Below are 22,726 nucleotides of genomic sequence, written 5' to 3'. Positions count from 1 at the left end.
CAGGGCCGGATCTACTGGCGCAAAAACACCTGCGGCAGCGCCGTTTCCGGATGCGGACAGACATTCAGATCGGCCTGATACCAGCGACTCAAAATCCCTTCACTCAGCACTTCGGCAGGCGTACCGCTGGCGACCACGCTGCCGCTGTGCAACAAAATGATCCGGTCAGCATACAGTGCGGCAAGATTCAGATCGTGCAGCACGCAACACACGGTCAGTGGCGTCTGCCGGGTTAACTGACGCAGCAGACGCAATGAATGTTGCTGATGGTATAAATCCAGCGCCGAGGTCGGCTCATCGAGAAACAGCCAGCGCGGCGAGGGCTCAGGCTGCCACAGTTGGATCAGTACCCGCGCAAGCTGCACGCGCTGTTGCTCACCGCCGGAAAGATGGCGGTAATCGCGTTCGGCGAGACTCAGGCAGTCCGTTTGCGCCATCACTTCCGTCAGCGCGCGCTGCATATTTTGCTGTCCGTGAGGTGAGCGCCCCAGCGTCAGCACTTCCCGCACCGAGAAACCAAAGGCTAATGTGCTGTTCTGGCGCATAACGGCGCGTGTCCGGGCCAGTTCCTGCGCGGTCCATTCGGTGAGGGGTTTTCCCAGAAGCGAGCACTGGCCTGACTGCGGCGTCAGATAACCGGTCAGTATCCGCATCAGTGTCGATTTCCCGGCGCCGTTTGGCCCGATCAGCGCCACCATTTCGCCGCTTTGCAGACTGAGCGACACATCATTGATCAGGCGACGCCCGCCGGCGGAATAGGAGAGGTTTTCTGCATGCATTGATGAACTGAAATCAGACATTGCGCGGCACTCCTGAACGCAGGATCAGCCATAAAAAGTACGGCCCGCCGATCAGGCTGGTCAGCAATCCCACCGGCATTTCAGCCGGCGCCACCAGCGTGCGTGCCAGGGTATCGGCCAGCAACAGCAGACAGGCACCCGCCATCGCTGAACCCGGCAGCAGCCAGCGGTGATCCGCGCCGATACGCATGCGCAACAGATGAGGGATCACCAGACCGATAAAGCCGATCACACCCGACACCGCCACTGCCGCGCCCACCAGCAGGGCACTGAGCAACAGCAACTGCAACTGAGTGCGACGGACGTTGACGCCAAGATAGTGCGCATCCTCCTCACCCAGTTGCAAAATATTCAGGCGGCGGGCCATAAACATGGCGGCGACACAGGCGGGCAGGATCAGCGAGGCGGCGACGGCCAGCGTAGGCCATTGCGCCTGTCCCAGACTGCCCATGCTCCAGAGAGAGAACTGGCGTAACTGCTGATCATCACTGACATAGGTGAGCACGCCGACCGCCGCGCCGCACAGCGCATTGATGGCAATCCCCGCGAGCAACAACCGGGACAACCCGCCATGCCCGAAACGGCTCAGCGTAAAGACAATGGCGGAAATCGCCAGACTGCCAATAAATGCGCTGATCATGTGGCTGTAAAGCGCCAGCAAGGGCGGCAGCGCCAGTGGCATGACAATCGTCAGCGCCACGGCCAGCGCAGCTCCGCTGCTGATACCAAGCAAACCCGGATCCGCCAGCGGATTGCGGAACAGTCCCTGCATTACTGCGCCGGAACAGGCCAGTGCACACCCGACCACCACCGCGAGTAACACTCTTGGCAGACGGATGGTCAGCCAGACCTGCCACAAACCATCATCAAATGGCCGCGTGAACAAGGTTCTCAGTGACAGGGACATGGCGCCGGTATTGGTTGCCAGAACCGCCAGTACGAGCAGAGCACCGCCGAGGCCGATCAGCGCCCAAACCGGCGAGCGGCGTCGTGATGGCATTGGAGGGCTCATGCTGCTCATGGGTGCTGTTCCGCTGCCTGACGAAGCTGCGCCATCACGGCCGGGGTCTGCAGGCCGAAGCCCAGCAATGACATATCATCCAGCACCAGCACGCGCTTGTTTTTGCCCGCAGGCGTCATGGCCACACCCGGTAATTTCCACACCTGATCCATTCCGCCCAGTGATTTGACGCCGTCTGACGTCAGCAGAATGATATCCGGCGCGCTGGCGATCACACCTTCCTGCGAGAGCGGGCGATAACGGCTGAACCCCTGCATGGCATTTTGCGCACCGACGGAGGTGATCATCGCATCTGCGGCGGTATTCTGACCGGCCGCCATCGAGGACATGCCACCGTGACTCATCACAAACAGCATTTTCACCGGCAGGGCATCGTGATGAATGGCAGCAATTTGAGCACGATACGTCGCGATCAGTTTGTCACCTTCTGCCTGACGGTTCAGCGCCGCAGCAATCACCTCGATTTTTTTCGGCACGGTATCAGCAGAAGGCGTGCCCGGGACCCGGACAACCTTCACGCCGTTTTGCTCCAGCTGCTGTAATACCAGCGAAGGCTCAGCCAGTTCACTGCTCAGCACCAGCGAAGGGTGCATGGACAGAATGCCTTCCGTGTTCAGCTGGCGCATATAGCCGACATCCGGCAGCGCCAGTACCGCCTGCGGATGCAGGCTGGTGCTGTCACGGGCGACCATCTCATTGCCTGCGCCCAGTGCGTAGACAATCTCAGTAACATCGCCACCGATGCTGATCAGCTTTTCAGCCGCCTGCAACGCCGGAGCCGCCAGCAAAAAAGCGGCAGCCATCAGTGTTTTCAGCGTGTATTTCATGCGGCTACGCCTTCATGACTGAGCTGAGCCAGCTGCTCGCGCCACTGCGTTTGCTCCGGATTGCCTTCGGTGCGCTGACCATAAAGTTGCGCGATCTGGGTGCCATCGGCAGCGAACAATTCCAGACTGGTCACGAAACCGTCTTTGGTTGGCTTACGGGTGATCCAGCTTTGTGCAATGGCACTTTCTACCAGATGCAGTGTGAAGCGTGAGTTAAAGACGTTAATCCATTCACCGTGCGGCATGACTTTTTCAATCTGCCCGGTGAAGATCTGCACACAGCCACGGTTACCGACGAAAATCATAATTTCATTCTGGTCTTCTTTGGCGATGTTCAGTAAGCGGGTCAGCGAACCATTTTCGACACGCCATGCCAGATCGTCGCCGACAGCCTGGAAAGCCTGCTGACGGGTGATGTCATGGCGTTTCAATAACTGGAAGAACTGATGAACGTCGGTCATTGCGCGCCAGTCAGCATCGATAGCCTGGGCATCGGCGGCATTCAGGGCAGGTACTGCCGGCGCGGCTTCAGGCAGCAACGGCGGGTTAACATCACTTTTGTACTGCGCGATCAGCGCGTCCCATGCCGCCATATCGGTTTCATCAGTGTTATAGACTTTATGCACCGCATCGCCCTGCGCATCGAAGAACTGAATGCTGTGACGCACGCCACGGGCAGTGGTTTCTGACATGCTGAAAATATGCTGCCAGTGTTGCAGGAACAGACGCAGATCCAGCGCACGCGGGTTAAGGATCAGACCTGCATGGCCGTTCAGATGTTGGTTCTCGTAACGGCCCTGTTGTTCATGCACTGCATAGTCGTTACGGGTAATGGATTTGGTGCCACCGACATTTTCCAGCGCAGCGAGGAGCGTGCGGGCATCAACATCCAGTCGTGAGGCATCGTGGGAAACGCGCAGGGCGGTTAACTCCGCTTCGCTGATCCCCAAAATTTCCGCCAGATCGCGGGCATATTTACCGGGATTGGCTTCTTTGGCCTGTAAATAGTCCTGATAGTGAACTGAATGCATTGCTGTCTCCTCGTTTTCTAAAGTCATCCGCGAGGTGCGCGGATAAAAACTCGCGATGTTATGTGAATGATTTGTAAAAATATTCGGGTCAGAAGCCCGGATTATCCATGGATAGTAATGGGAATTAATATCAATTTGATAATCATTATCAAATCATTGCCAGAACACATCAAGGAAATTTTTGTGGCGGGGATGTAATTTTTCGCTGATAACCTCTTCATTTAAGAGGGGAAGCAGCATTTAAGAAACTGAAACAGACAGTGCTGACAGGGTGTCAGCCATAAGAAGAGAGTAAATAGAGCAACATTTGTTGCCCTCAGTCAGGTTACAGCGAGGTGATCAAAAGCGGCTGTCGGTGGCGTTTGCCAGCATCTCCAGCAAGGTTTCGGTATCTTCCCAGCTCAGGCAAGGATCGGTAATCGATTTGCCGTAAACCAGTGGCTTACCCGCGACGATAGGCTGAGTGCCTTCAACCAGGAAGCTTTCCGCCATAATGCCCGCAACGGCGGTCGAACCGCTGATGATTTGCTGGCAAATATCGTCTGCCACTTCCAGCTGACGGCGGTGCTGTTTCTGGCAATTGCCATGACTGAAATCGACCACCAGACGCTGAGGTAAATCGAATTCCGCCAGATTCAGACAGGCTTGCTCAAGATCATCCGCATGATAATTCGGCTTTTTACCGCCACGCATAATCACATGCCCGTAAGGGTTACCGGCGGTGCGGTAAATGGTCATCTGACCATTTTTGTCCGGCGACAGGAACATATGGCTGGTGCGTGAAGACCGGATCGCATCAATGGCGATACGGGTGTTGCCATCCGTCCCGTTTTTGAAACCTACCGGGCAAGACAGCGCCGATGCCATTTCGCGATGGATCTGGCTTTCCGTGGTGCGGGCACCGATGGCACCCCAGCTGATGAGGTCGGCAATATACTGGCCGATCACCATATCCAGAAACTCAGTGGCGGTCGGGATACCCATCTGGTTGACGGTCAGCAGCACTTTACGCGCCAGCTCAATACCGTCATTAACCCGGCAAGACCCGTTGAGTTCCGGGTCTGAGATCAGGCCCTTCCAGCCGACAACAGTACGTGGCTTTTCAAAGTAGGTACGCATGACGATTTCAAGACGGTCCTGATACTTTTCACGCATTACGCTGAGCTTACCCGCGTAATCAATAGCCGCTTCGATATCGTGGATAGAGCAGGGACCGACAACGACCAGCAACCGCTGATCTTCACCACTGATAATCTTTTCAATCCGTTTACGTGATTCCATCACGTGTTGTGCGACCGACGGGGAAATTGGCAATTTGTCTGCCAGTGCCTGAGGCGTGATCAGGCTGTCGATGCGCGTCGTACGCAGTTCATCTGTTTGTGACATCGTGTTCTCGAAAATTTGTTTCTTCTCTGCGGCAGGAATACCGGGAAGTGATGCCGATCACAATAACGCAAAAACCGACGAATTCAACCACTGTTGGCAGGATATGCCATCCACATCAGTAAAAGGATTCAGAACATACGTCGGCTCATGCCAAAGCTGTCCATGATCTTCGCTGAAATCTCCTCAACGGAATAATTTGTGCTGTTGAGGTAGCGGATCTGGTTCTTGCGAAATAAGGCTTCAACTTCGGAGACTTCCATCCGGCACTGGCGTAAAGAGGCATAACGGCTGTTTTCAACACGCTCCTGACGAATTGCCGTCAGACGTTCCGGGTCAATCGTCAGCCCGAACAGCTTGTGCATATGTGGCTTTAAGGCGGCGGGTAACTGGATGTTGTCCATGTCGTCGGCGGTAAAGGGATAGTTAGCGGCACGGATACCAAACTGCAACGCCAGATAGAGGCTGGTGGGCGTTTTACCGCAGCGGGACACGCCGAGCAAAATGACCTGCGCCTGATCGAGATTACGCAGGGAGATGCCGTCGTCATGCGCCAGTGTGTAATCAATCGCGGCGATACGGGCATCATATTTGCTGATGTTGCTTGCCGTCAGGCCGTGAGTGCGGTTGGCGATAGGGGTCGGATCTACACCGAGTTCATTTTGCAGGGGCGCAACCAGTGACTGAACAATGTCCTGACAAAAGCCTTCACTGCCTTTAATGATGTCGCGGATATTGGGTGAAATGATGGAATAAAACACCAGCGGGCGGGCACCGGTTTTTTCATAAATGTCATTGATCTGGCGGCAGACCGCTTTGGCGCGTTCTTCACTTTCTACAAAGGGCAACGAGTAAGTTGTCGCGTTGACCGGAAATTGAGAAAGCACAGCATGGCCTAACACCTCAGCCGTGATGGCGGTACCGTCGGAAATATAAAACACGCTTCTGTCCACGCACTGCTCCTGATTGATATCACTTCATTTACTGATCGGCTCATCACACCCTTCCGGTGCGTATTTAGTAATAACCAGAATTCGCGGAAATAAAAAGCCTAATTCTTCTGCTGCGGGATGTTCTGTTCATTGCTGCGAGGCAGTGCGCAAAATGGCTGTAATAAATGAAATGGCATTTTAAATTTTCCACGATATCTCGCAGCTTTTTGAATTGCTTCAGCAGAACTTCAGCAGCTCTGATAGCATTAATTCCGCTGAGAAACTAGATGCGATTTATCCATGATTCATAAGGAATAATAACGATTTTGTCCCGATCACAAAATTTGAAGCGCTGGAATTTTCCTAAACAAAAATAGTTTGATTTGCTGGATCGATTCACCTGTCTGTTCCTTATGGATCATTATGCTAGTCTCAAAATGACAGCGTTGTTAAAACCCCTCAAAAAGGTGGCAGGCAACGACTGAATAACCGGTTCGCATTCCTCCTGACCTTTACTGTAAATAAATTAAGAAAGGACTGTTTCATGGCTCATCTCGATCCCGATTTACGCAATGTTATCTGGTACAACCAACTGGGTATGAACGACGTTGATAAAGTCGGGGGCAAGAACGCATCCCTCGGGGAAATGATCACCAATCTGTCTGATCTGGGTGTTTCCGTTCCTAACGGTTTTGCCACGACGTCTCAGGCATTCAATGATTTTCTCGATCAGAGCGGCGTAAACCACCGAATCCATGAATTGCTGGATAAAACGGATGTGGATGATATCGGGCAACTGACTAAAGCGGGCACCCAAATCCGTCAGTGGATCATTGAAACACCCTTCCAGCCTGAACTGGAAAAATCCATCCGCGAAGCTTATCAGCAGCTTTCCGAGGGTGAGCCAGATGCCTCATTTGCTGTTCGTTCCTCGGCCACTGCGGAGGATATGCCGGATGCCTCATTCGCCGGGCAGCAGGAAACCTTCCTGAATGTTCAGGGCTTTGATGCCGTGCTGACCGCGGTGAAACATGTTTATGCGTCTTTATTTAATGACCGCGCGATTTCTTATCGTGTGCATCAGGGTTACGACCATCGTGGCGTCGCGCTTTCGGCCGGTGTGCAGCGCATGGTGCGTTCAGATCTCGCTGCGGCGGGCGTGATGTTCACCATCGATACGGAATCAGGTTTTGATCAGGTGGTGTTTATTACCTCGGCTTACGGCCTCGGTGAAATGGTGGTTCAGGGCGCGGTGAATCCGGATGAGTTCTACGTGCACAAACCGACGCTGGAGAAGAAAAAACCCGCGATTGTGCGCCGCACGATGGGCTCGAAAAAAATCCGCATGGTGTATGCACCGAGTCAGGAACACGGCAAGCAGGTACAGATTGAAGATGTCCCTGCCGAACTGAGCAGCCGTTTTTCACTGACGGATGACGAAGTTCAGGCGCTGGCGCGTCAGGCTCTGTTGATTGAAAAACACTATGGTCGTCCGATGGATATCGAATGGGCGAAAGACGGGCATAACGGCAAACTGTATATCGTACAGGCGCGTCCGGAGACTGTGCGTTCAAACGGTCAGGTTATGGAACGCTATCAGCTCAATGGCAGCAGCAACGTGCTGGTAGAAGGGCGTGCAATCGGCCACCGTATCGGTGCCGGTCCGGTCAAAATCATTCATGACATCAGCGAAATGCACCACGTTAAAGCCGGTGATGTGCTGGTGACCGACATGACGGATCCCGACTGGGAGCCGATCATGAAAAAAGCCTCGGCAATTGTCACCAACCGTGGCGGCCGTACCTGTCACGCGGCCATTATTGCCCGTGAACTGGGCATTCCTGCGGTGGTCGGATGTGGCGATGCCACCGAAAAACTGACAGAAAACCAGAAAGTGACGGTTTCCTGTTCTGAAGGCGACACCGGTTATGTGTATCAGGATGAGCTGGATTTCTCCGTGCAGAGTTCAGAAATTGATGAACTGCCGGCATTGCCGCTGAAAATTATGATGAATATTGGCAACCCGGATCGTGCGTTTGATTTCGCCTGTCTGCCAAACGAAGGCGTCGGACTGGCGCGTTTAGAATTCATCATCAACCGCATGATTGGCGTGCATCCAAAAGCATTGCTGGAGTTTGACCAGCAAACGCCAGAGCTTCAGGAAGAGATCAGCAAACTCATTCAGGGTTATGACAGCCCGAGAGAATATTACGTCGCAAGACTGACGGAAGGGATCTCTACACTGGGCGCGGCGTTCTGGCCAAAGCGTGTGATCGTCCGTTTATCTGATTTCAAATCAAATGAATACGCCAATCTGGTCGGTGGCGAGAAATACGAACCTCATGAAGAAAACCCGATGTTAGGTTTCCGTGGCGCCGGTCGGTATGTTGCTGACAGCTTCCGTGATTGCTTCGCGCTTGAATGCGAGGCAATGAAACGGGTGCGCAATGATATGGGGCTGACGAACGTTGAAGTGATGATTCCGTTTGTACGTACCGTGGCACAGGCTGAAGCGGTGGTGGCTGAGCTGGCAAACCAGGGGCTGAAACGCGGCGAAAATGGTCTGAAAGTGATCATGATGTGTGAAATCCCGTCAAATGCCTTGCTGGCAGATCAGTTCCTGGAACACTTTGATGGCTTCTCGATCGGGTCTAACGACATGACTCAGCTGGCACTGGGGCTGGATCGCGATTCGGGTGTGGTGTCTGAACTCTTTGATGAACGTAACGACGCCGTGAAAGCGCTTCTGTCGATGGCCATCAAAGCCGCCAAGAAACAGGGTAAGTATGTCGGTATCTGTGGGCAGGGCCCGTCAGACCATCAGGACTTTGCCCAGTGGCTGATGGATGAGGGCATCGACAGTTTGTCGCTGAATCCTGATACTGTCGTACAAACCTGGCTGGCGCTGGCTGAGAAGTAAATAAATTCCTAATGCCCTAAATTAAAGGCTGTCACTTACAGGTGATGGCCTTTTCTTTTTTCTGAGCCGCTCATTTCGAGAAATAAAAAAGAATAAGGATGAAGGAAAAAATAACAAAATGGCGGGAAAAAGATTAAAAAAAAAGCCCGTCTTGGGAGACAGGCAAAGACTACACACAGCAATTTGGGGTATACAGGCTCAGGGGAAAGCATGTATATAAATCAGTGAGTTGAAATCCGAACTGTTAATAATACTAAGTTTCTCAATGTATTTAGTCTGTAAGAATTCTCCTAATAGAGTTTATTCTCATTCTCATGGATGAAGCGGGATGTTGTTTTCGGTTAAAAAGTCATGGCGGGATTTGAATAAAGAAAAAGGCGTTGCCCGTTAAATTTTCGGAGCAACGCCTGTGATGCATTAACGCGTGATGAAATTACTCGTCCAGTGCTTTCAGTGCCTCGACTGGATCTGCATCAGGTTCCGGTGCTTCATTCACCCAAAGTGAAATCAGGCGATAGGATACCGCCAGCACAACCGGTCCGATGAACAGGCCAATCATACCGAAGGCAAACAGGCCACCGATAACGCCGGATAAAATCAGTAACATCGGCAAATCTGCACCCATCCGGATAAGAACCGGGCGCAGTACGTTATCGAGTGAGCCGACCACGCAACTCCACACCAGCAGCACGGTGCCCCAGGTATTGTCACCAGACCAGTACAGCCAGATGATGGCCGGGATCAATATCAGCAATGGCCCGATTTGCGCGACACAGCAGACGAACATCACGACCGTCAGCACCGTGGCGTAAGGGATACCGGCGATTGCCAGCCCGATACCGCCCAGCACAGACTGAACAATCGCAGTCACCACCACGCCCAATGCCACGGCCCGGATCGCCTGACCGGCAAGGATCACTGCCGCATCACCGCGCTCTGCCGCCAGACGCACCGCGAAATGACGGATGCCCATCGCAACATTTTCCCCACGGCTGTAAAGCAGCGCACTGAATAACAACATCAGCGCACAGTGCACGATAAAGCGACCCAGATGACCCGCTTGTGTCACAAACCATGCAGCAGTTTGTCCGACGTAGGGTTGCACTTTACTCATCAGCGCATTACCGCCGCCATTAATCAGCGCATGCCAGCCGTTGTAGAGTTTATGACCCACCAGCGGGATCGCATTCAGCCACTGAAAATCTGGCATGTGTAACGAAGAAGGATGGCTGGCAATTTCGACCAGCGGTGCGCCGTTTTCCACCGCGCTGCTGACCAGCAAGGCGATAGGCATGACGAACAACAGGATCAACAGCAGCGTCATGATAATGACGGCCAGGAAACGGCGTCCCCAGAGAAGGCGCTGAAGCCTGATCATCAGCGGCCATGTGGCGATGACCACCATTCCGGCCCAGACAAACCCGAGAATAAAGGGTTGGACAATCCAGATGCTGGCAACGGTCATCAGGGCAATAAACAGAACCCCGAACATAATCTGGGGTAAGTCATAACGTTTAATTGGGAGATTCATTCATGTTTCTCATATGGATAAACGAAATAAGGCACGAACCCTGTGCCTCAAAAAATGTGTCAGACAACGTCAGTCATAAAATAAGCATGGAACACCAAGCGGCATTTGGATAGTGCGCCACACAATAAGTTGCAACGCGTTGTTGCAACGAGTGCTTTTTGCGAGATGTCATGAAACATCTGCAACAAAGGTCAACCAGACGGAGCGCTTAAAAACGAAGTATGTTAGTTTTTATTCTGGGTAAAGAACAGGGTGGATCTGCCCCGCAGATCCGGCAGGTCGCCTCGGGCCCGCCAGGCATACAACAAAGAAAGAGTCATAATTCAATGATCCCACAGATTTCTCAGGCGCCGGGTGTCATCCAGCTGGTGCTCGATTTTTTGGAAGCGTTAAAAAGCAATGGTTTTACGGGTGATCTCACAACAACTTATGCCGACAGACTGACGATGGCCACAGACAACAGTGTCTATCAGCTGTTGCCTGATGCGGTGTTATTCCCGCTTGCCACGTCGGACGTCGCCCTGATTGCGCGTCTTGCAGGACAGGAACGTTTCAAAACGCTGGTGTTCACGCCACGCGGCGGCGGCACCGGCACCAACGGCCAGTCACTTAACCGCGGTATTGTGGTGGATATGTCCCGTCATATGAACCGCATTCTGGATATCAATACCGAACAGGGTTGGGTGAAAGTGGAAGCCGGTGTGATTAAAGACCAGCTCAATGATTACCTGCGTCCGTTTGGTTATTTCTTTTCCCCTGAACTCTCGACCAGTAACCGCGCCACACTGGGCGGCATGATAAACACGGATGCGTCGGGGCAGGGGTCACTGGTATACGGTAAAACCTCCGACCATGTGCTCGGTGTCCGGGCCATCGTGCTCGGCGGCGATATGCTCGATACCACCGCAATCCCTACGGCTCTGGCGGATAAGCTGGGTGAAGAAGATTCGGTTATCGGGCGGATTTACCGCACCGTGCTGGACAGCTGTCGTGATAACCGTGCGCTGGTGATCGAAAAATTCCCGAAACTTAACCGTTTTCTGACCGGTTATGATTTGCGCCATGTACTGAGCGACGATCTGCAAACCTTCAATCTGACCCGCATTCTGACCGGTTCAGAAGGTTCGCTGGCCTTTATTACCGAAGCGCGGCTGAACATCACCCCCATCCCGAAAGTGCGCCGTCTGGTCAATATTAAATATGACTCGTTCAACTCAGCACTGCGCAACGCGCCGTTTATGGTGGAAGCCAAAGCGCTGTCTGTGGAAACCGTCGATTCCAAGGTACTGAATCTGGCGCGAGAAGACATTGTCTGGCACAGCGTTCGTGATTACATCACGGATGTTGAAGGCAAAGACATGCAGGGGTTGAACATTGTCGAGTTCGCCGGTGATGACGCTGAGCTGATTGAAAGTCAGGTGAGTGCGTTATGCGAGCGGCTTGACGGTCTGATGAGTGATAAAGAAGGCGGCGTCATCGGCTATCAGATTTGTGCCGACCTGGCAGGAATCGAGCGTATTTATAATATGCGAAAAAAAGCCGTCGGTTTGCTGGGTAACGCGAAGGGGCAGGCTAAACCGCTGCCGTTTGCAGAAGATACCTGCGTGCCGCCTCAGCATCTGGCGGATTACATTGTTGAATTCCGTGCACTGCTCGACAGCCATAACCTGAGTTATGGCATGTTCGGTCATGTGGATGCCGGGGTATTGCATGTGCGTCCCGCGCTGGATATGTGCGACCCGCAGCAGGAAATGTTGCTCAAGCAGATCTCTGATGAAGTGGTGGCGCTCACCGCCAAATACGGCGGATTACTGTGGGGGGAACACGGCAAAGGTTTCCGTGCGGAATACAGTCCGGCATTTTTTGGCGAGGCACTGTTCCATGAATTGCGCCGCATCAAAACGGTGTTCGACCCTGATAACCGTCTGAACCCCGGCAAAATTTGCGCGCCGCTGGAATGCGATGAACCGATGATGAAAGTGGATGCGGCTAAACGCGGAACACTCGATCGTCGTATTCCGCTGGAGGTTCGTCAGTCTTTCCGTGGCGCCATGGAGTGTAATGGCAACGGTCTGTGCTTTAACTTTGATGTCAAAAGCCCGATGTGCCCGTCGATGAAAATCACCGGCAGCCGCATTCACTCGCCGAAAGGCCGTGCCGGACTGGTGCGCGAATGGCTGCGGTTATTGTCAGAGCAGGGTGTGGACCCGCTGGTACTGGAAAATGCGTTGCCGGAAAAAGGGTTGAGTTTCCGCAGCCTGATCGACCGCACCCGCAATAGCTGGCATGCCAGTAAAGGCGAATATGACTTCTCACACGAAGTGAAAGAAGCGATGTCGGGTTGTCTGGCCTGCAAAGCCTGCTCAACGCAATGCCCTATCAAGATTGATGTGCCGGGCTTCCGTTCCCGCTTCCTACAGCTATATCACACGCGCTATCTGCGTCCGGCACGCGACCATGTTGTCGCCAGTGTTGAAAGTTATGCACCGCTGATGGCGAAAGCCCCTAAATTGTTCAACTTCTTCCTTAAACAACCGTGGGTCAGGGAGATGAGCCGGAAGAGTATTGGCATGGTGGATTTGCCCCTGCTGTCTTCCCCGACGCTGCGGGAACAACTGTCAGGCCATCGTGCCAGCAACATGACGCTGGAACAGCTGGAGGCTATCCCGCCAGCGCAACGAAACGACTATGTGCTGGTCGTGCAGGATCCGTTTACCAGTTTCTATGATGCAAAGGTCGTGGCTGATTTTGTGCAACTGATTGAAAAACTGGGACTGAAGCCGGTACTGTTGCCATTCTCACCCAATGGTAAAGCGCAGCATATCAAAGGGTTCCTGACTCGTTTTGCAAAAACAGCGAAGAAAACATCGCAGTTTCTGAACCGTGTAGCGCAGTTAGGTATGCCGCTGGTGGGGGTCGATCCGGCGCTGGTGCTCTGTTATCGCGATGAATATAAAGAAATCCTTGGCGATGCCCGGGGTTCATTCCAGGTTCAACTGGTGCATGAATGGCTCGACAGCTGGCTGGCAGAACGTCCTGCACAACAGCAAAGCGGCGAGTCCTGGTATTTGTTCGGGCACTGTACCGAAAGTACCGCGTTACCAAACAGCAGCAAACAGTGGAGCGACATCTTTGCCCGTTATGGTGCGAAGCTGGAAAACGTCAGCGTGGGCTGCTGCGGTATGGCCGGCACCTACGGTCACGAAACCAAAAATCTCCAAAACTCACTGGGGATTTATGAGCTCTCCTGGCATACCTCCTTGCAGCGGTTGCCGCGTCAGCGCTGTCTGGCAACCGGGTATTCCTGTCGCAGTCAGGTAAAACGCATTGAAGGCAACGGCGTTCGTCACCCGCTGCAGGCTTTGCTGGAAATCATTCCCTAACAAAAGGAAGCACGATGTCATTCTGGAAACGGAGTACCACGCTGGAAGCCCTGAATCAGCGCAGTCAGGGATGCATGGTCGGGCATGTGGGCATTGAATTTACGGTACTGGGAGAGGATTTCCTCGAAGCGACAATGCCGGTGGATGCCCGTACGACCCAGCCATTTGGTTTACTTCATGGTGGCGCATCTGTAGTGCTGGCCGAAACCCTTGGATCAATGGCGGGCTATCTGTGCTGCGAGGGCAATCAGACCGTGGTCGGCGTGGAAATTAATGCCAGCCATATGCAGTCAGCAAGGGAAGGGCAGGTGCGCGGTGTATGCCGTGCCTTACGTACCGGACGCCGGAGTCAGGTATGGCAGATTGAGATTTTTGATCAGAAAGGCAATCTTTGCTGTGTGTCGCGACTGACCACCATGGTGATAGAACATTGATGTAGGCTATTAATCGCGGCGTGTGGCACGGTTGATATCTCTGAGAGGCGGATACATGTTATATGTGTCCGCTTTTTTATTTGGCTTAAAGCAAGGCGTAACTTATTGAAAAAGAATTAAAGCTGGAAAGGGACGCGCTTGGCAAAGTCAGTTTGAAAGGCTGTTGCTTTTTCCCAGATGCCCATCATGGCATAATACTGACAAATGAGTTTTAACGTATGTCGCGCAAAATGATAGCTCTGAACACGGAAGAGTTCGCAGCGGACAACACTGTTGATTTCCAGTATCAGCCGGTTGTGTAATTTGCATAAAGCATGCAGATAGCTGTGGTCATCCCCGTTTTGCAGACACAGATTGGCCATATCCAGACAGATACTGTTAAAACGTTTGAGCTGGCAGAGATGTGCTTCAGGGCGTCGCAAGGCAGCATCCGCCATATAAAAATCCACCGTCGCATCGCGGACACTGGATTTATAGTCGTCGATCTTGCCTTGCAACCACGCATTTACCGATTGAGCCATTCTCAGTATTCCGGGTTATCTGAATGATAATCATTATCAAAGAATGACTATCATATTGGCAAAAAATCACCGGATCAACGATTTCATCCGGTTTTTTTCATTTTGTTGCTCAAAAGCAGCTAAGCAAAAAGAGCCTTATTCTTTCGATTATGTCGAATTCATAAATAGGCATTTCCGATGAATGTTTTATAATAGACACAATGAAAGCTATTAAACCTTAGCATTTATAGGGTTATTTTAAATTTTTAACAAAAAATTGACAATTTATTCAATCAGTTGATGGTTGCGGTGTTCAAGACCCGCCAGCGGCCGGATGTAAAGGCGATACGCATTGAGTGTCTTTCCTTATGCGTCATCGCTATACCCTCTTAAAACAAGAGGTTGAAGTGATTAACGTTATCACTAGAATAGAGACAATAGGTCTTGTCTATGACCGTAAAAATATGAGGTAAGACAGATGCAAACTGAAACTGTCGGCTCTTTCTCTTTAGACGACAACGTATGGCAAGGTGTGAGCCTGACTGATTCTGCAGCCAAACAGATTAACACGCTGGTGGCACAGGATCCCGAGGTCAAAGGTCTCCAGCTCTCCGTGAAACAATCGGGCTGCGCCGGCTTCGGCTACGTTCTGGATTTAACCAAACAACCGGCCAGCGATGACCTGGTGTTTGAACATGACGGCGCTTTGCTGTTTGTTCCGCTGAAGGCCATGCCTTTCATCGACGGAACCGAGGTGGATTTTGTCCGTGAAGGACTGAATCAGATATTTAAATTCAATAATCCTAAAGCTCAGCATGCCTGCGGGTGTGGCGAAAGTTTCGGTGTTTAAGACTTTCTGTTTCTAAGATTATTGTAAACAAAGCGATGTAACCAACATGTCACGAAGCAACGTAGAAATTCCAGATGATGTGCAGTCTTGGGTCGGCGAGGGGACGAATTACAAGGAAGGGTTCTTTACCCAGCTGGCAACCGATGAATTAGCATCAGGCATCAACGAAGATGTGGTGCGTGCGATTTCCGCAAAGCGCAACGAGCCTGAGTGGATGCTGGAGTTCCGTCTGCAGGCTTATCATGCCTGGTTGAAAATGGAAGAACCGCACTGGCTCAAAGCGTATTACACGCCTCTTGATTACCAGGATTACAGCTATTATTCCGCGCCATCCTGTGGCAGCTGCGATGATACCTGCGGTTCTCAGCCTGGCGCCACGCAGCAACCTCCGGAAGATTCTCACAGCATTCCTGCGCTTGACGGTAAAAACTACCTCACCAGTGAAGTAGAAAAAGCCTTTGAGCAGCTGGGTGTTCCGGTTCGTGAAGGCAAAGAAGTCGCGGTCGATGCAATCTTCGACTCCGTTTCTGTCTCCACGACTTACCGCGATAAGCTGGCGGAATCGGGCGTGATTTTCTGCTCATTCGGCGAAGCCATTCACGAATATCCTGATCTGGTACGTAAATACCTCGGGACCGTGGTGCCTGCACAGGATAACTTCTTCGCCGCGCTGAATGCCGCCGTTGCTTCTGATGGTACCTTTGTTTACGTGCCAAAAGGCGTGCGTTGCCCGATGGAACTGTCGACGTATTTCCGTATTAACGCGGCGAAAACCGGTCAGTTCGAACGTACCATTCTGATTGCTGACGAAGGCAGTTATGTCAGTTACATCGAAGGTTGCTCGGCGCCGGTACGTGACACCTACCAGCTGCACGCAGCGGTCGTAGAAGTCATCCTGCACAAAGACGCGGAAGTGAAATATTCCACCGTGCAGAACTGGTTCTCCGGCAGCAAAGACAGCAGCGGCGGTATTCTGAACTTCGTGACCAAACGTGCATTGTGCGAAGGCGCAGGTTCTAAGATGTCCTGGACGCAGTCTGAAACCGGTTCAGCGATTACCTGGAAGTACCCGAGCGTGATCCTCAAAGGGGATAACTCCATCGGTGAATTCTTCTCGGTTGCGCTGACCAGCGGCAAGCAACAGGCAGATACCGGCACCAAGATGATCCACATTGGTAAAAACACCAAGTCGACCATCATCTCTAAAGGTATTTCTGCCGGTCACAGCCAGAACAGCTATCGCGGTCTGGTGAAGATCCTGCCGAGTGCTGAAAACGCCCGTAACTTTACGCAGTGTGACTCCATGCTGATTGGTGCCGACAGTGCCGCACATACGTTCCCGTATGTTGAAGTGCGTAACAACACGGCTCAGCTGGAACATGAAGCCACGACGTCAAAAATCGGCGATGATCAGCTGTTCTACTGTCTGCAACGTGGTATCAGCGAAGATGATGCTATTTCCATGATTGTTAACGGTTTCTGTAAAGATGTCTTTTCCGAGCTGCCGCTGGAGTTTGCTGTCGAAGCACAGAAACTGCTGGCGATCAGCCTTGAACACAGCGTCGGTTAATTCTCCGTACGCTTTTCCTCCCGACGTCGCAGGGTGTGATGTGGTCGTCGGGCAGGTTTGAGTTCAGCACAGTCAAAGCATAAACAGAATTATGAGCGCGCAGGCGCAAACTCAAGGATACGTATGTTAAGCATTAAGAATTTGAAGGTCCGTGTCGAAGAAAAGGAAATTCTGAAAGGACTTGATCTGGAGATCAAACCGGGTGAAGTACACGCCATCATGGGTCCGAACGGCTCAGGTAAAAGTACACTCTCCGCGACACTGGCTGGCCGTGAAGATTACGAAGTGACCGACGGTTCCGTAATGTTCAACGGTAAAGATTTGCTGGAACTGGCGCCTGAAGATCGCGCTGGCGAAGGCGTATTTATGGCTTTCCAGTATCCGGTAGAAATTCCGGGCGTGACCAACCATTTCTTCCTGCAAACCGCAGTGAATGCGGTACGTAAATACCGTGGTCAGGAAGCCATGGATCGTTTTGACTTCGCCGATTTTATCGAAGAGAAAATCGCGATGCTGAAGATGCCTGCCGATTTGCTGACCCGTTCAGTGAACGTTGGCTTCTCCGGCGGTGAGAAGAAGCGTAACGACATTCTGCAAATGGCGGCACTTGAGCCAAATCTGTGCATCCTTGATGAAACAGACTCCGGTCTGGACATCGATGCGCTGAAGATCGTTTCTGACGGTGTTAACACATTGCGTGACGGCAAACGTTCATTCGTTATCGTTACCCACTACCAGCGTATCCTCGACTACATCAAGCCTGACTACGTGCACGTTTTGTATCAGGGCCGCATTGTTAAATCCGGCGATTTCACCTTGGTTAAACAGTTAGAGGAGCAAGGTTATGGCTGGCTTACCGACGAAGAGTAATGTCCCTGCGGCGGGCAGTTCGCACGCCATGCAGCAACTTTACCGTCTTTTTGAAAGCCGTGGCGGTGAGCAATCTCCCCACGCACATGCGCACTGGCAACAGGTGCTGCGTCTCGGTTTTCCGCATGCCAAACTGGAAGACTGGAAATACACGCCGGTTTCCTCACTGCTGGGCAATCAGTTCTTTGCTCCTCAGCAGCAGGCGCTGACGGTTGAGAAAGTGAAATCCCTGGCATTGCCACTGGATTGTTACCGTCTGGTTTTCGTGGATGGCCGTTTTGATGCGAGCCTGAGCGACAGCGACACCGGTGCGTTTGAAATCGAAAAACTGAGCCCGTCTGCGCAACAAACGTTGCCGGATCCGATTCAGTCAGAGGTGTTTTTACACCTGACAGAAAGTCTGGCACAGGATCCGTTTACCGTGCGTTTGCCTGCGGGCAAGCAAGCTGAAAAACCGCTGTATCTGTTACATCTGAGCAGTGGTCGTGATCAGTCACGTGAAATGAATACTGTTCATCATCGCTATCATCTGGCGATTGAAAACGGTGCGAATGCCGAAGTGATCGAACACTATCTGAGTCTCAACGATCAGGGGCATTTCACCGGTGCGCGTATGACCGTGAATGTGGGCGATAATGCAGATTTCACGCATTACAAACTGGCGTTCGAAAGCCAGGCCAGTTTCCACTTCTCGCACAATGATCTGGTCATCGGGCGTGACGCCCGTGTGTCCAGCCACAGTTTCCTGTTGGGCGCGGGTCTGACCCGTAATAACACCAGCGCGCAACTGAACGGCGAGAACAGCAATCTGGATATCAACAGTCTGGTTCTGCCGGTTGATTCTGAGATTGCCGATACCCGCACGTATCTGGAACACAACAAAGGCTATTGCAACAGCAACCAGCTTCACAAAGTGATCGTGAACGATCGTGCTAAAGCGATTTTCAACGGCATGATCAAAGTGGCGCAGCATGCACTGAAAACTGACGGCAAAATGACCAACAACAACTTGTTGCTGGGCAAACACACTGAAGTTGATACCAAACCTCAGCTGGAAATTTATGCCGATGACGTGAAGTGCAGCCACGGTGCGACAGTGGGTCGTATCGACGACGAACAGCTTTTCTATCTGCGTACCCGTGGGATCAGCGGTCAGGATGCTCAGCAAATGATCATCTTTGCTTTTGCCGCTGAACTGACGGAAGCCATTGAGAATGAAACCCTGCGTGAAGTCGTGATTGCCCGTATTGCAGGCCGACTCAATCGAGGTAAGTAATGAGTTTTCCACTGGAAAGAGTACGTAGCGATTTCCCTGTGCTGAGCCGTGAAGTCAACGGCCAGCCGCTGGCTTACCTTGACAGCGCGGCCAGCGCACAGAAACCGCGTCAGGTCATTCAACGTGAAATGTCATTCTTCGAGCAAGGTTATGCTGCGGTTCACCGCGGCATTCATACCATGAGCGCAGAAGCGACTGAGCAGATGGAAAACGTCCGCACTCAGGCCGCACAATTCATGAATGCCGCATCGGCGGAAGAAATTGTCTTCGTCAAAGGTTCCACGGAAGCCATTAACCTGGTCGCCAATACCTGGGGGCGTGCATTTTTACAGCCCGGCGACCACATCATTCTGACTGAAATGGAACACCACGCGAACATCGTGCCATGGCAGATGCTGGCGAAAGAACGCGATTTGCATATTGATGTCTGGCATCTTACGCCGGACGGCGAGCTGGATGTGTCACAGCTCGAATCGCTGATTACGCCGCACACTAAATTGCTGACGATGGCGCATGTCTCTAACGTGCTGGGCACCGTGAATCCGATCGAAAAAATCATCCCGCAGGCGAAAGCGGCCGGGCTGACCGTTCTGATCGACGGCGCACAAGCGGTCATGCACCATGCGATCGACGTGCAGGCACTGGGCTGTGATTTCTATGTCTGGTCCGGGCATAAACTTTACGGGCCGACCGGCATCGGTATTCTGTATGGCCGCAAAGCCTTGCTGGATCAGATGCCTGCCTGGGAAGGCGGCGGTTCGATGATCAAGCACGTCAGCCTGACGGAAGGTACGACCTTCGCGGCCGCCCCGTGGCGTTTCGAAGCGGGCACACCTAATACCGGCGGGATTATGGGATTAGGTGCGGCGATGGAATATGTGACTGAACTGGGTCTGGAGAATATCCATGCTTATGAACAGGAACTGATGAACTATGCCCTCGAACAGATGGCGACAGTACCGGACATACAGATCTACGGTCCGGCGAGTCGCGCAGGGGTCATCGCGTTCAACCTTGGCAAACATCACGCCTATGATGTCGGCAGTTTCCTTGATCAATACGGTATTGCTATCCGCACCGGCCATCACTGTGCGATGCCATTAATGTCCTTCTATGGTGTGCCGGCTATGTGCCGTGCGTCGCTTGCGATGTACAATACCCGGGAAGAAGTCGACCGTCTGGTCGCGGGACTGCAGCGTATTCACCGGTTGTTGGGGTAATCCCGGCAGCCTTGATCAGGATGTTGTTATGGCTTTGCCAGATAAAAATAAGTTAGTTAAAAACTTTTCCCGGTGCCCGAACTGGGAAGAAAAATATCTGTATGTGATTGAGTTAGGTGGCCAGTTACCGGCATTGCCGGAAGCGCATCGTCAGGATAAGAACCTGATTTCAGGCTGCCAGAGTCAGGTATGGATTGTGATGCACACCGATGAAAATGGCGGGCTGACTTTCGAAGGTGACAGTGATGCCGCTATCGTTAAAGGTCTGGTCGCGATTGTATTCAGCCTGTATCAGGGTTTAACGCCGCGTGATGTGGTGGAACTGGATGTCCGTCCGTTCTTCACTGAACTGGAACTGAGCCAGCATCTGACGCCTTCACGCTCGCAAGGGCTGGAAGCGATGATCCGCTCCATTCGCGCCAAAGCTGCGGAACTGTCGTAATTTCGGCGTCCGTACGCTGCTTTGCTCATTAGGATTTATCTGCTAATGAGCAAAGCAAATCCCGTCTTTCTCCTCACGTTTTTGCTTTTTAGTCCTGATTTTTCAACTCTCTATCCTCCGGCTTTTAATTCCGTTTTCTGACAGGTAACTTTCTGATTTACCGTGGTTTGATTGCCATGAAATTCTGCGCTGCTAGTATTACCAGACAAGATAAATTGTCTTGCCTCAGATTCGCTGAGCGCAGGCCGAAAAAGGACTGAGTATGAGACGCGCATTACCCCTTCTGGCGATGTTAGTGGGCACTATGATGGCCACGCATACCATGACCGCAAGTGCAGCGGAATATCCCTTGCCACCAGAGAACAGCCGCCTGATTGGCGAAAACACTACGTATGTGGTGCCCAACGATGGTAAACCGCTGGAAGATGTGGCGGCAAAATACCAGATCGGATTGATCGCTATGCTGGAAGCCAATCCCGGAACGGATCCTTATTTGCCGAAAGCCGGGACGGTGCTGACCATTCCATCGCAGATGTTGCTGCCGGATACCAAACGCGAAGGGATCGTGGTTAATCTGGCCGAACTGCGTCTGTATTATTATCCGAAGGGCGAAGATAAGGTCATCGTCTATCCGATAGGTATTGGTCAGCTGGGCCGCAACACGCCGGAAATGGTGACATCCGTCAGCCAGAAGATCCCCAATCCAACCTGGACGCCTACTGCCAATATCCGCAAAGCCTATCTGAAAGATGGCATCACTTTGCCGGGCATGGTGCCTGCCGGGCCGGATAATCCGATGGGATTGTTTGCCATGCGTCTGTCAGCAGGCACGGGGCAATATCTGATCCACGGGACGAATGCCAATTTTGGCATCGGCATGCGAGTCAGCTCCGGCTGTATCCGCCTGCGTCCGGATGACATTGAAGCGCTGTTCAATTCCGTGCCGAAAGGAACACGCGTACAGATCATCAATCAGCCGATCAAGTACGATATCGAACCGGACGGGAAACGCTATATCGAGGTGCATCAGCCGTTATCTCATACTGAAAAAGATGATCCGCAAACCAAACCGATCCCGCTGACTGCTGCAATGAAGAAATTCGTTAAAAGCGACGAAACCAATGCAGAGATGGTGAAAGAGGCGATAAAACGCCGTTCCGGGATGCCGGTCGTAGTGAGTGTGGGTGATAAAGCGGGCGATATACCGCCGGTTATCAATGAACCGCAGACCGCGACGTCAGGTGAACCGGCAGTGACGACCGCCAGCACGCAGTAAACGTCACAGGAAAGCGATAGCTGGGATGTAATCAAAAGGGGCCATTATGGCTCCTTTTTTATGTCTGACATTCAGGAGGGTGATAGAAGGCGTTTTATAGCCATACAGGATTGATGATTGACAGGTTGGCAGGATAAGGGAAAGCGTTTTGCAGGCAAAAAAAATGGCGCACTGAGTGCGCCATTGAACTAGAGAAGTAAATATTACTTCTTGTAAGCGTGAGCTTGGTTGTCCAGACGTTGGTTAGCGCGAGCTGCATCGTCTTTAGCTGCTTGAACGTCAGAACGCATTGCGTTCACGTCGTTGCTCAGTTGGTCAACTTTAGAGTTCAGAGTAGAAACGTCTGAAGACAGTTGGTCGATTTTAGCATTGCTTGAACAACCAGCCAGCATAGTTGAAGCCAGGATTACAGCGCCCAGTACCAGTTTAGTGCGATTCATTATAAAACCCTCTAGATTAA

19 protein-coding genes and 1 other RNA gene are annotated in these 22,726 nt (G+C 52.2%); 10 read left to right on the top strand and 10 right to left on the bottom strand.

What is annotated here, in order from left to right; translation table 11 throughout:
• Positions 1-11: 11 nt before the first annotated feature.
• The 6 genes from J9880_RS20930 to ppsR all read right to left on the bottom strand — a co-directional run bounded on the left by J9880_RS20930 (position 12) and on the right by ppsR (position 6,015).
• Positions 12-800 carry a heme ABC transporter ATP-binding protein gene (locus tag J9880_RS20930; RefSeq protein ID WP_232769882.1) on the bottom strand — a complete coding sequence of 263 codons (789 nt, stop codon included), beginning with the start codon at positions 798-800 and terminating at the stop codon, positions 12-14.
• Positions 793-1,800 (bottom strand): FecCD family ABC transporter permease, encoded by a 1,008-nt coding sequence (locus J9880_RS20925; RefSeq protein WP_119826279.1) that lies wholly within the window; start codon positions 1,798-1,800, stop codon positions 793-795. The genes J9880_RS20930 and J9880_RS20925 overlap by 8 nt, the downstream gene beginning before the upstream one ends.
• A 17-nt stretch (positions 1,801-1,817) precedes the next feature.
• On the bottom strand, positions 1,818-2,648 hold the full coding sequence (locus J9880_RS20920) for a heme/hemin ABC transporter substrate-binding protein (RefSeq protein WP_119826276.1): 831 nt from the start codon (positions 2,646-2,648) through the stop codon (positions 1,818-1,820).
• Entirely contained in the window at positions 2,645-3,679 is a 1,035-nt protein-coding gene (locus tag J9880_RS20915) for a hemin-degrading factor (protein ID WP_232769881.1), read from the bottom strand. Before J9880_RS20915 ends, J9880_RS20920 begins: the two co-directional genes overlap by 4 nt.
• Before the next feature lie 339 nt (positions 3,680-4,018).
• The gene (locus J9880_RS20910; protein WP_095921453.1) at positions 4,019-5,065 is read right to left on the bottom strand and encodes a 3-deoxy-7-phosphoheptulonate synthase; all 1,047 of its coding nucleotides are present in this window, start codon (positions 5,063-5,065) and stop codon (positions 4,019-4,021) included.
• Positions 5,066-5,193: 128 nt separating this feature from the next.
• Positions 5,194-6,015 (bottom strand): posphoenolpyruvate synthetase regulatory kinase/phosphorylase PpsR, encoded by an 822-nt coding sequence (ppsR, locus tag J9880_RS20905; protein ID WP_232769880.1) that lies wholly within the window; start codon positions 6,013-6,015, stop codon positions 5,194-5,196.
• Positions 6,016-6,538: 523 nt separating this feature from the next.
• Between ppsR and ppsA the strand changes: the two genes are divergently transcribed.
• On the top strand, positions 6,539-8,914 hold the full coding sequence (gene ppsA / locus J9880_RS20900; protein ID WP_133823550.1) for a phosphoenolpyruvate synthase: 2,376 nt from the start codon (positions 6,539-6,541) through the stop codon (positions 8,912-8,914).
• A 134-nt stretch (positions 8,915-9,048) separates the two neighbouring features.
• Here ppsA and rprA read toward each other — a convergent pair.
• Both rprA and ydiK read right to left on the bottom strand, forming a co-directional pair.
• Positions 9,049-9,159: antisense sRNA RprA (gene rprA / locus J9880_RS20895), an RNA gene on the bottom strand.
• Positions 9,160-9,347: 188 nt separating this feature from the next.
• Complete coding sequence (gene ydiK / locus J9880_RS20890) at positions 9,348-10,445, bottom strand: AI-2E family transporter YdiK (protein ID WP_095921456.1); 1,098 nt, start codon at positions 10,443-10,445, stop codon at positions 9,348-9,350.
• A gap of 326 nt (positions 10,446-10,771) precedes the next feature.
• Here ydiK and ydiJ point away from each other — a divergent pair, with 326 nt between their 5' ends.
• Together ydiJ and J9880_RS20880 are read left to right on the top strand one after the other, a co-directional pair.
• A complete protein-coding gene (gene ydiJ / locus J9880_RS20885) occupies positions 10,772-13,828 on the top strand; it encodes a D-2-hydroxyglutarate dehydrogenase YdiJ (protein WP_119826266.1) in 3,057 nt (1,018 codons plus the stop codon).
• Positions 13,829-13,842: 14 nt separating this feature from the next.
• Positions 13,843-14,262: a hotdog fold thioesterase gene (locus J9880_RS20880; RefSeq protein ID WP_133823548.1), complete on the top strand. Its 420-nt coding sequence runs from the start codon at positions 13,843-13,845 to the stop codon at positions 14,260-14,262.
• Positions 14,263-14,378: 116 nt separating this feature from the next.
• On the opposite strand, the gene J9880_RS20875 is transcribed toward J9880_RS20880, so the two are convergent.
• Positions 14,379-14,783, bottom strand: coding sequence for a hypothetical protein (locus J9880_RS20875; RefSeq protein WP_095921459.1), 405 nt, complete (start codon positions 14,781-14,783; stop codon positions 14,379-14,381).
• Positions 14,784-15,240: 457 nt separating this feature from the next.
• Here J9880_RS20875 and sufA point away from each other — a divergent pair, with 457 nt between their 5' ends.
• The 7 genes from sufA (at position 15,241) to J9880_RS20840 (ending at position 22,266) form a co-directional block, all read left to right on the top strand.
• Positions 15,241-15,612 (top strand): Fe-S cluster assembly scaffold SufA, encoded by a 372-nt coding sequence (sufA, locus tag J9880_RS20870; protein ID WP_013576101.1) that lies wholly within the window; start codon positions 15,241-15,243, stop codon positions 15,610-15,612.
• Between the two features lie 46 nt (positions 15,613-15,658).
• Positions 15,659-17,182 carry a Fe-S cluster assembly protein SufB gene (sufB, locus tag J9880_RS20865; RefSeq protein ID WP_015697806.1) on the top strand — a complete coding sequence of 508 codons (1,524 nt, stop codon included), beginning with the start codon at positions 15,659-15,661 and terminating at the stop codon, positions 17,180-17,182.
• 123 nt (positions 17,183-17,305) lie between these two features.
• On the top strand, positions 17,306-18,052 hold the full coding sequence (gene sufC, locus J9880_RS20860; RefSeq protein ID WP_095921460.1) for a Fe-S cluster assembly ATPase SufC: 747 nt from the start codon (positions 17,306-17,308) through the stop codon (positions 18,050-18,052).
• Positions 18,027-19,328 carry a Fe-S cluster assembly protein SufD gene (gene sufD / locus J9880_RS20855; protein ID WP_095921461.1) on the top strand — a complete coding sequence of 434 codons (1,302 nt, stop codon included), beginning with the start codon at positions 18,027-18,029 and terminating at the stop codon, positions 19,326-19,328. The genes sufC and sufD overlap by 26 nt, the downstream gene beginning before the upstream one ends.
• Positions 19,328-20,548, top strand: a complete 1,221-nt coding sequence (sufS, locus tag J9880_RS20850) for a cysteine desulfurase SufS (protein WP_232769879.1) — start codon at positions 19,328-19,330, stop codon at positions 20,546-20,548. Before sufD ends, sufS begins: the two co-directional genes overlap by 1 nt.
• A gap of 28 nt (positions 20,549-20,576) precedes the next feature.
• Positions 20,577-20,990 (top strand): cysteine desulfuration protein SufE, encoded by a 414-nt coding sequence (gene sufE / locus J9880_RS20845; RefSeq protein ID WP_095921463.1) that lies wholly within the window; start codon positions 20,577-20,579, stop codon positions 20,988-20,990.
• Between the two features lie 262 nt (positions 20,991-21,252).
• Positions 21,253-22,266, top strand: coding sequence for a L,D-transpeptidase family protein (locus J9880_RS20840; protein WP_095921464.1), 1,014 nt, complete (start codon positions 21,253-21,255; stop codon positions 22,264-22,266).
• A gap of 203 nt (positions 22,267-22,469) precedes the next feature.
• On the opposite strand, the gene J9880_RS20835 is transcribed toward J9880_RS20840, so the two are convergent.
• Complete coding sequence (locus J9880_RS20835) at positions 22,470-22,706, bottom strand: major outer membrane lipoprotein (protein ID WP_056773575.1); 237 nt, start codon at positions 22,704-22,706, stop codon at positions 22,470-22,472.
• Between the last annotated feature and the right edge of the window lie 20 nt (positions 22,707-22,726).

Origin of the sequence: Rahnella victoriana, from assembly GCF_021276285.1 — a bacterium.
In the GTDB taxonomy this organism is placed as follows: domain Bacteria; phylum Pseudomonadota; class Gammaproteobacteria; order Enterobacterales; family Enterobacteriaceae; genus Rahnella; species Rahnella victoriana.
The sequence above is the reverse complement of the archived record's forward strand: the minus strand, read 5'-3'. Positions and strand labels throughout refer to the sequence as shown.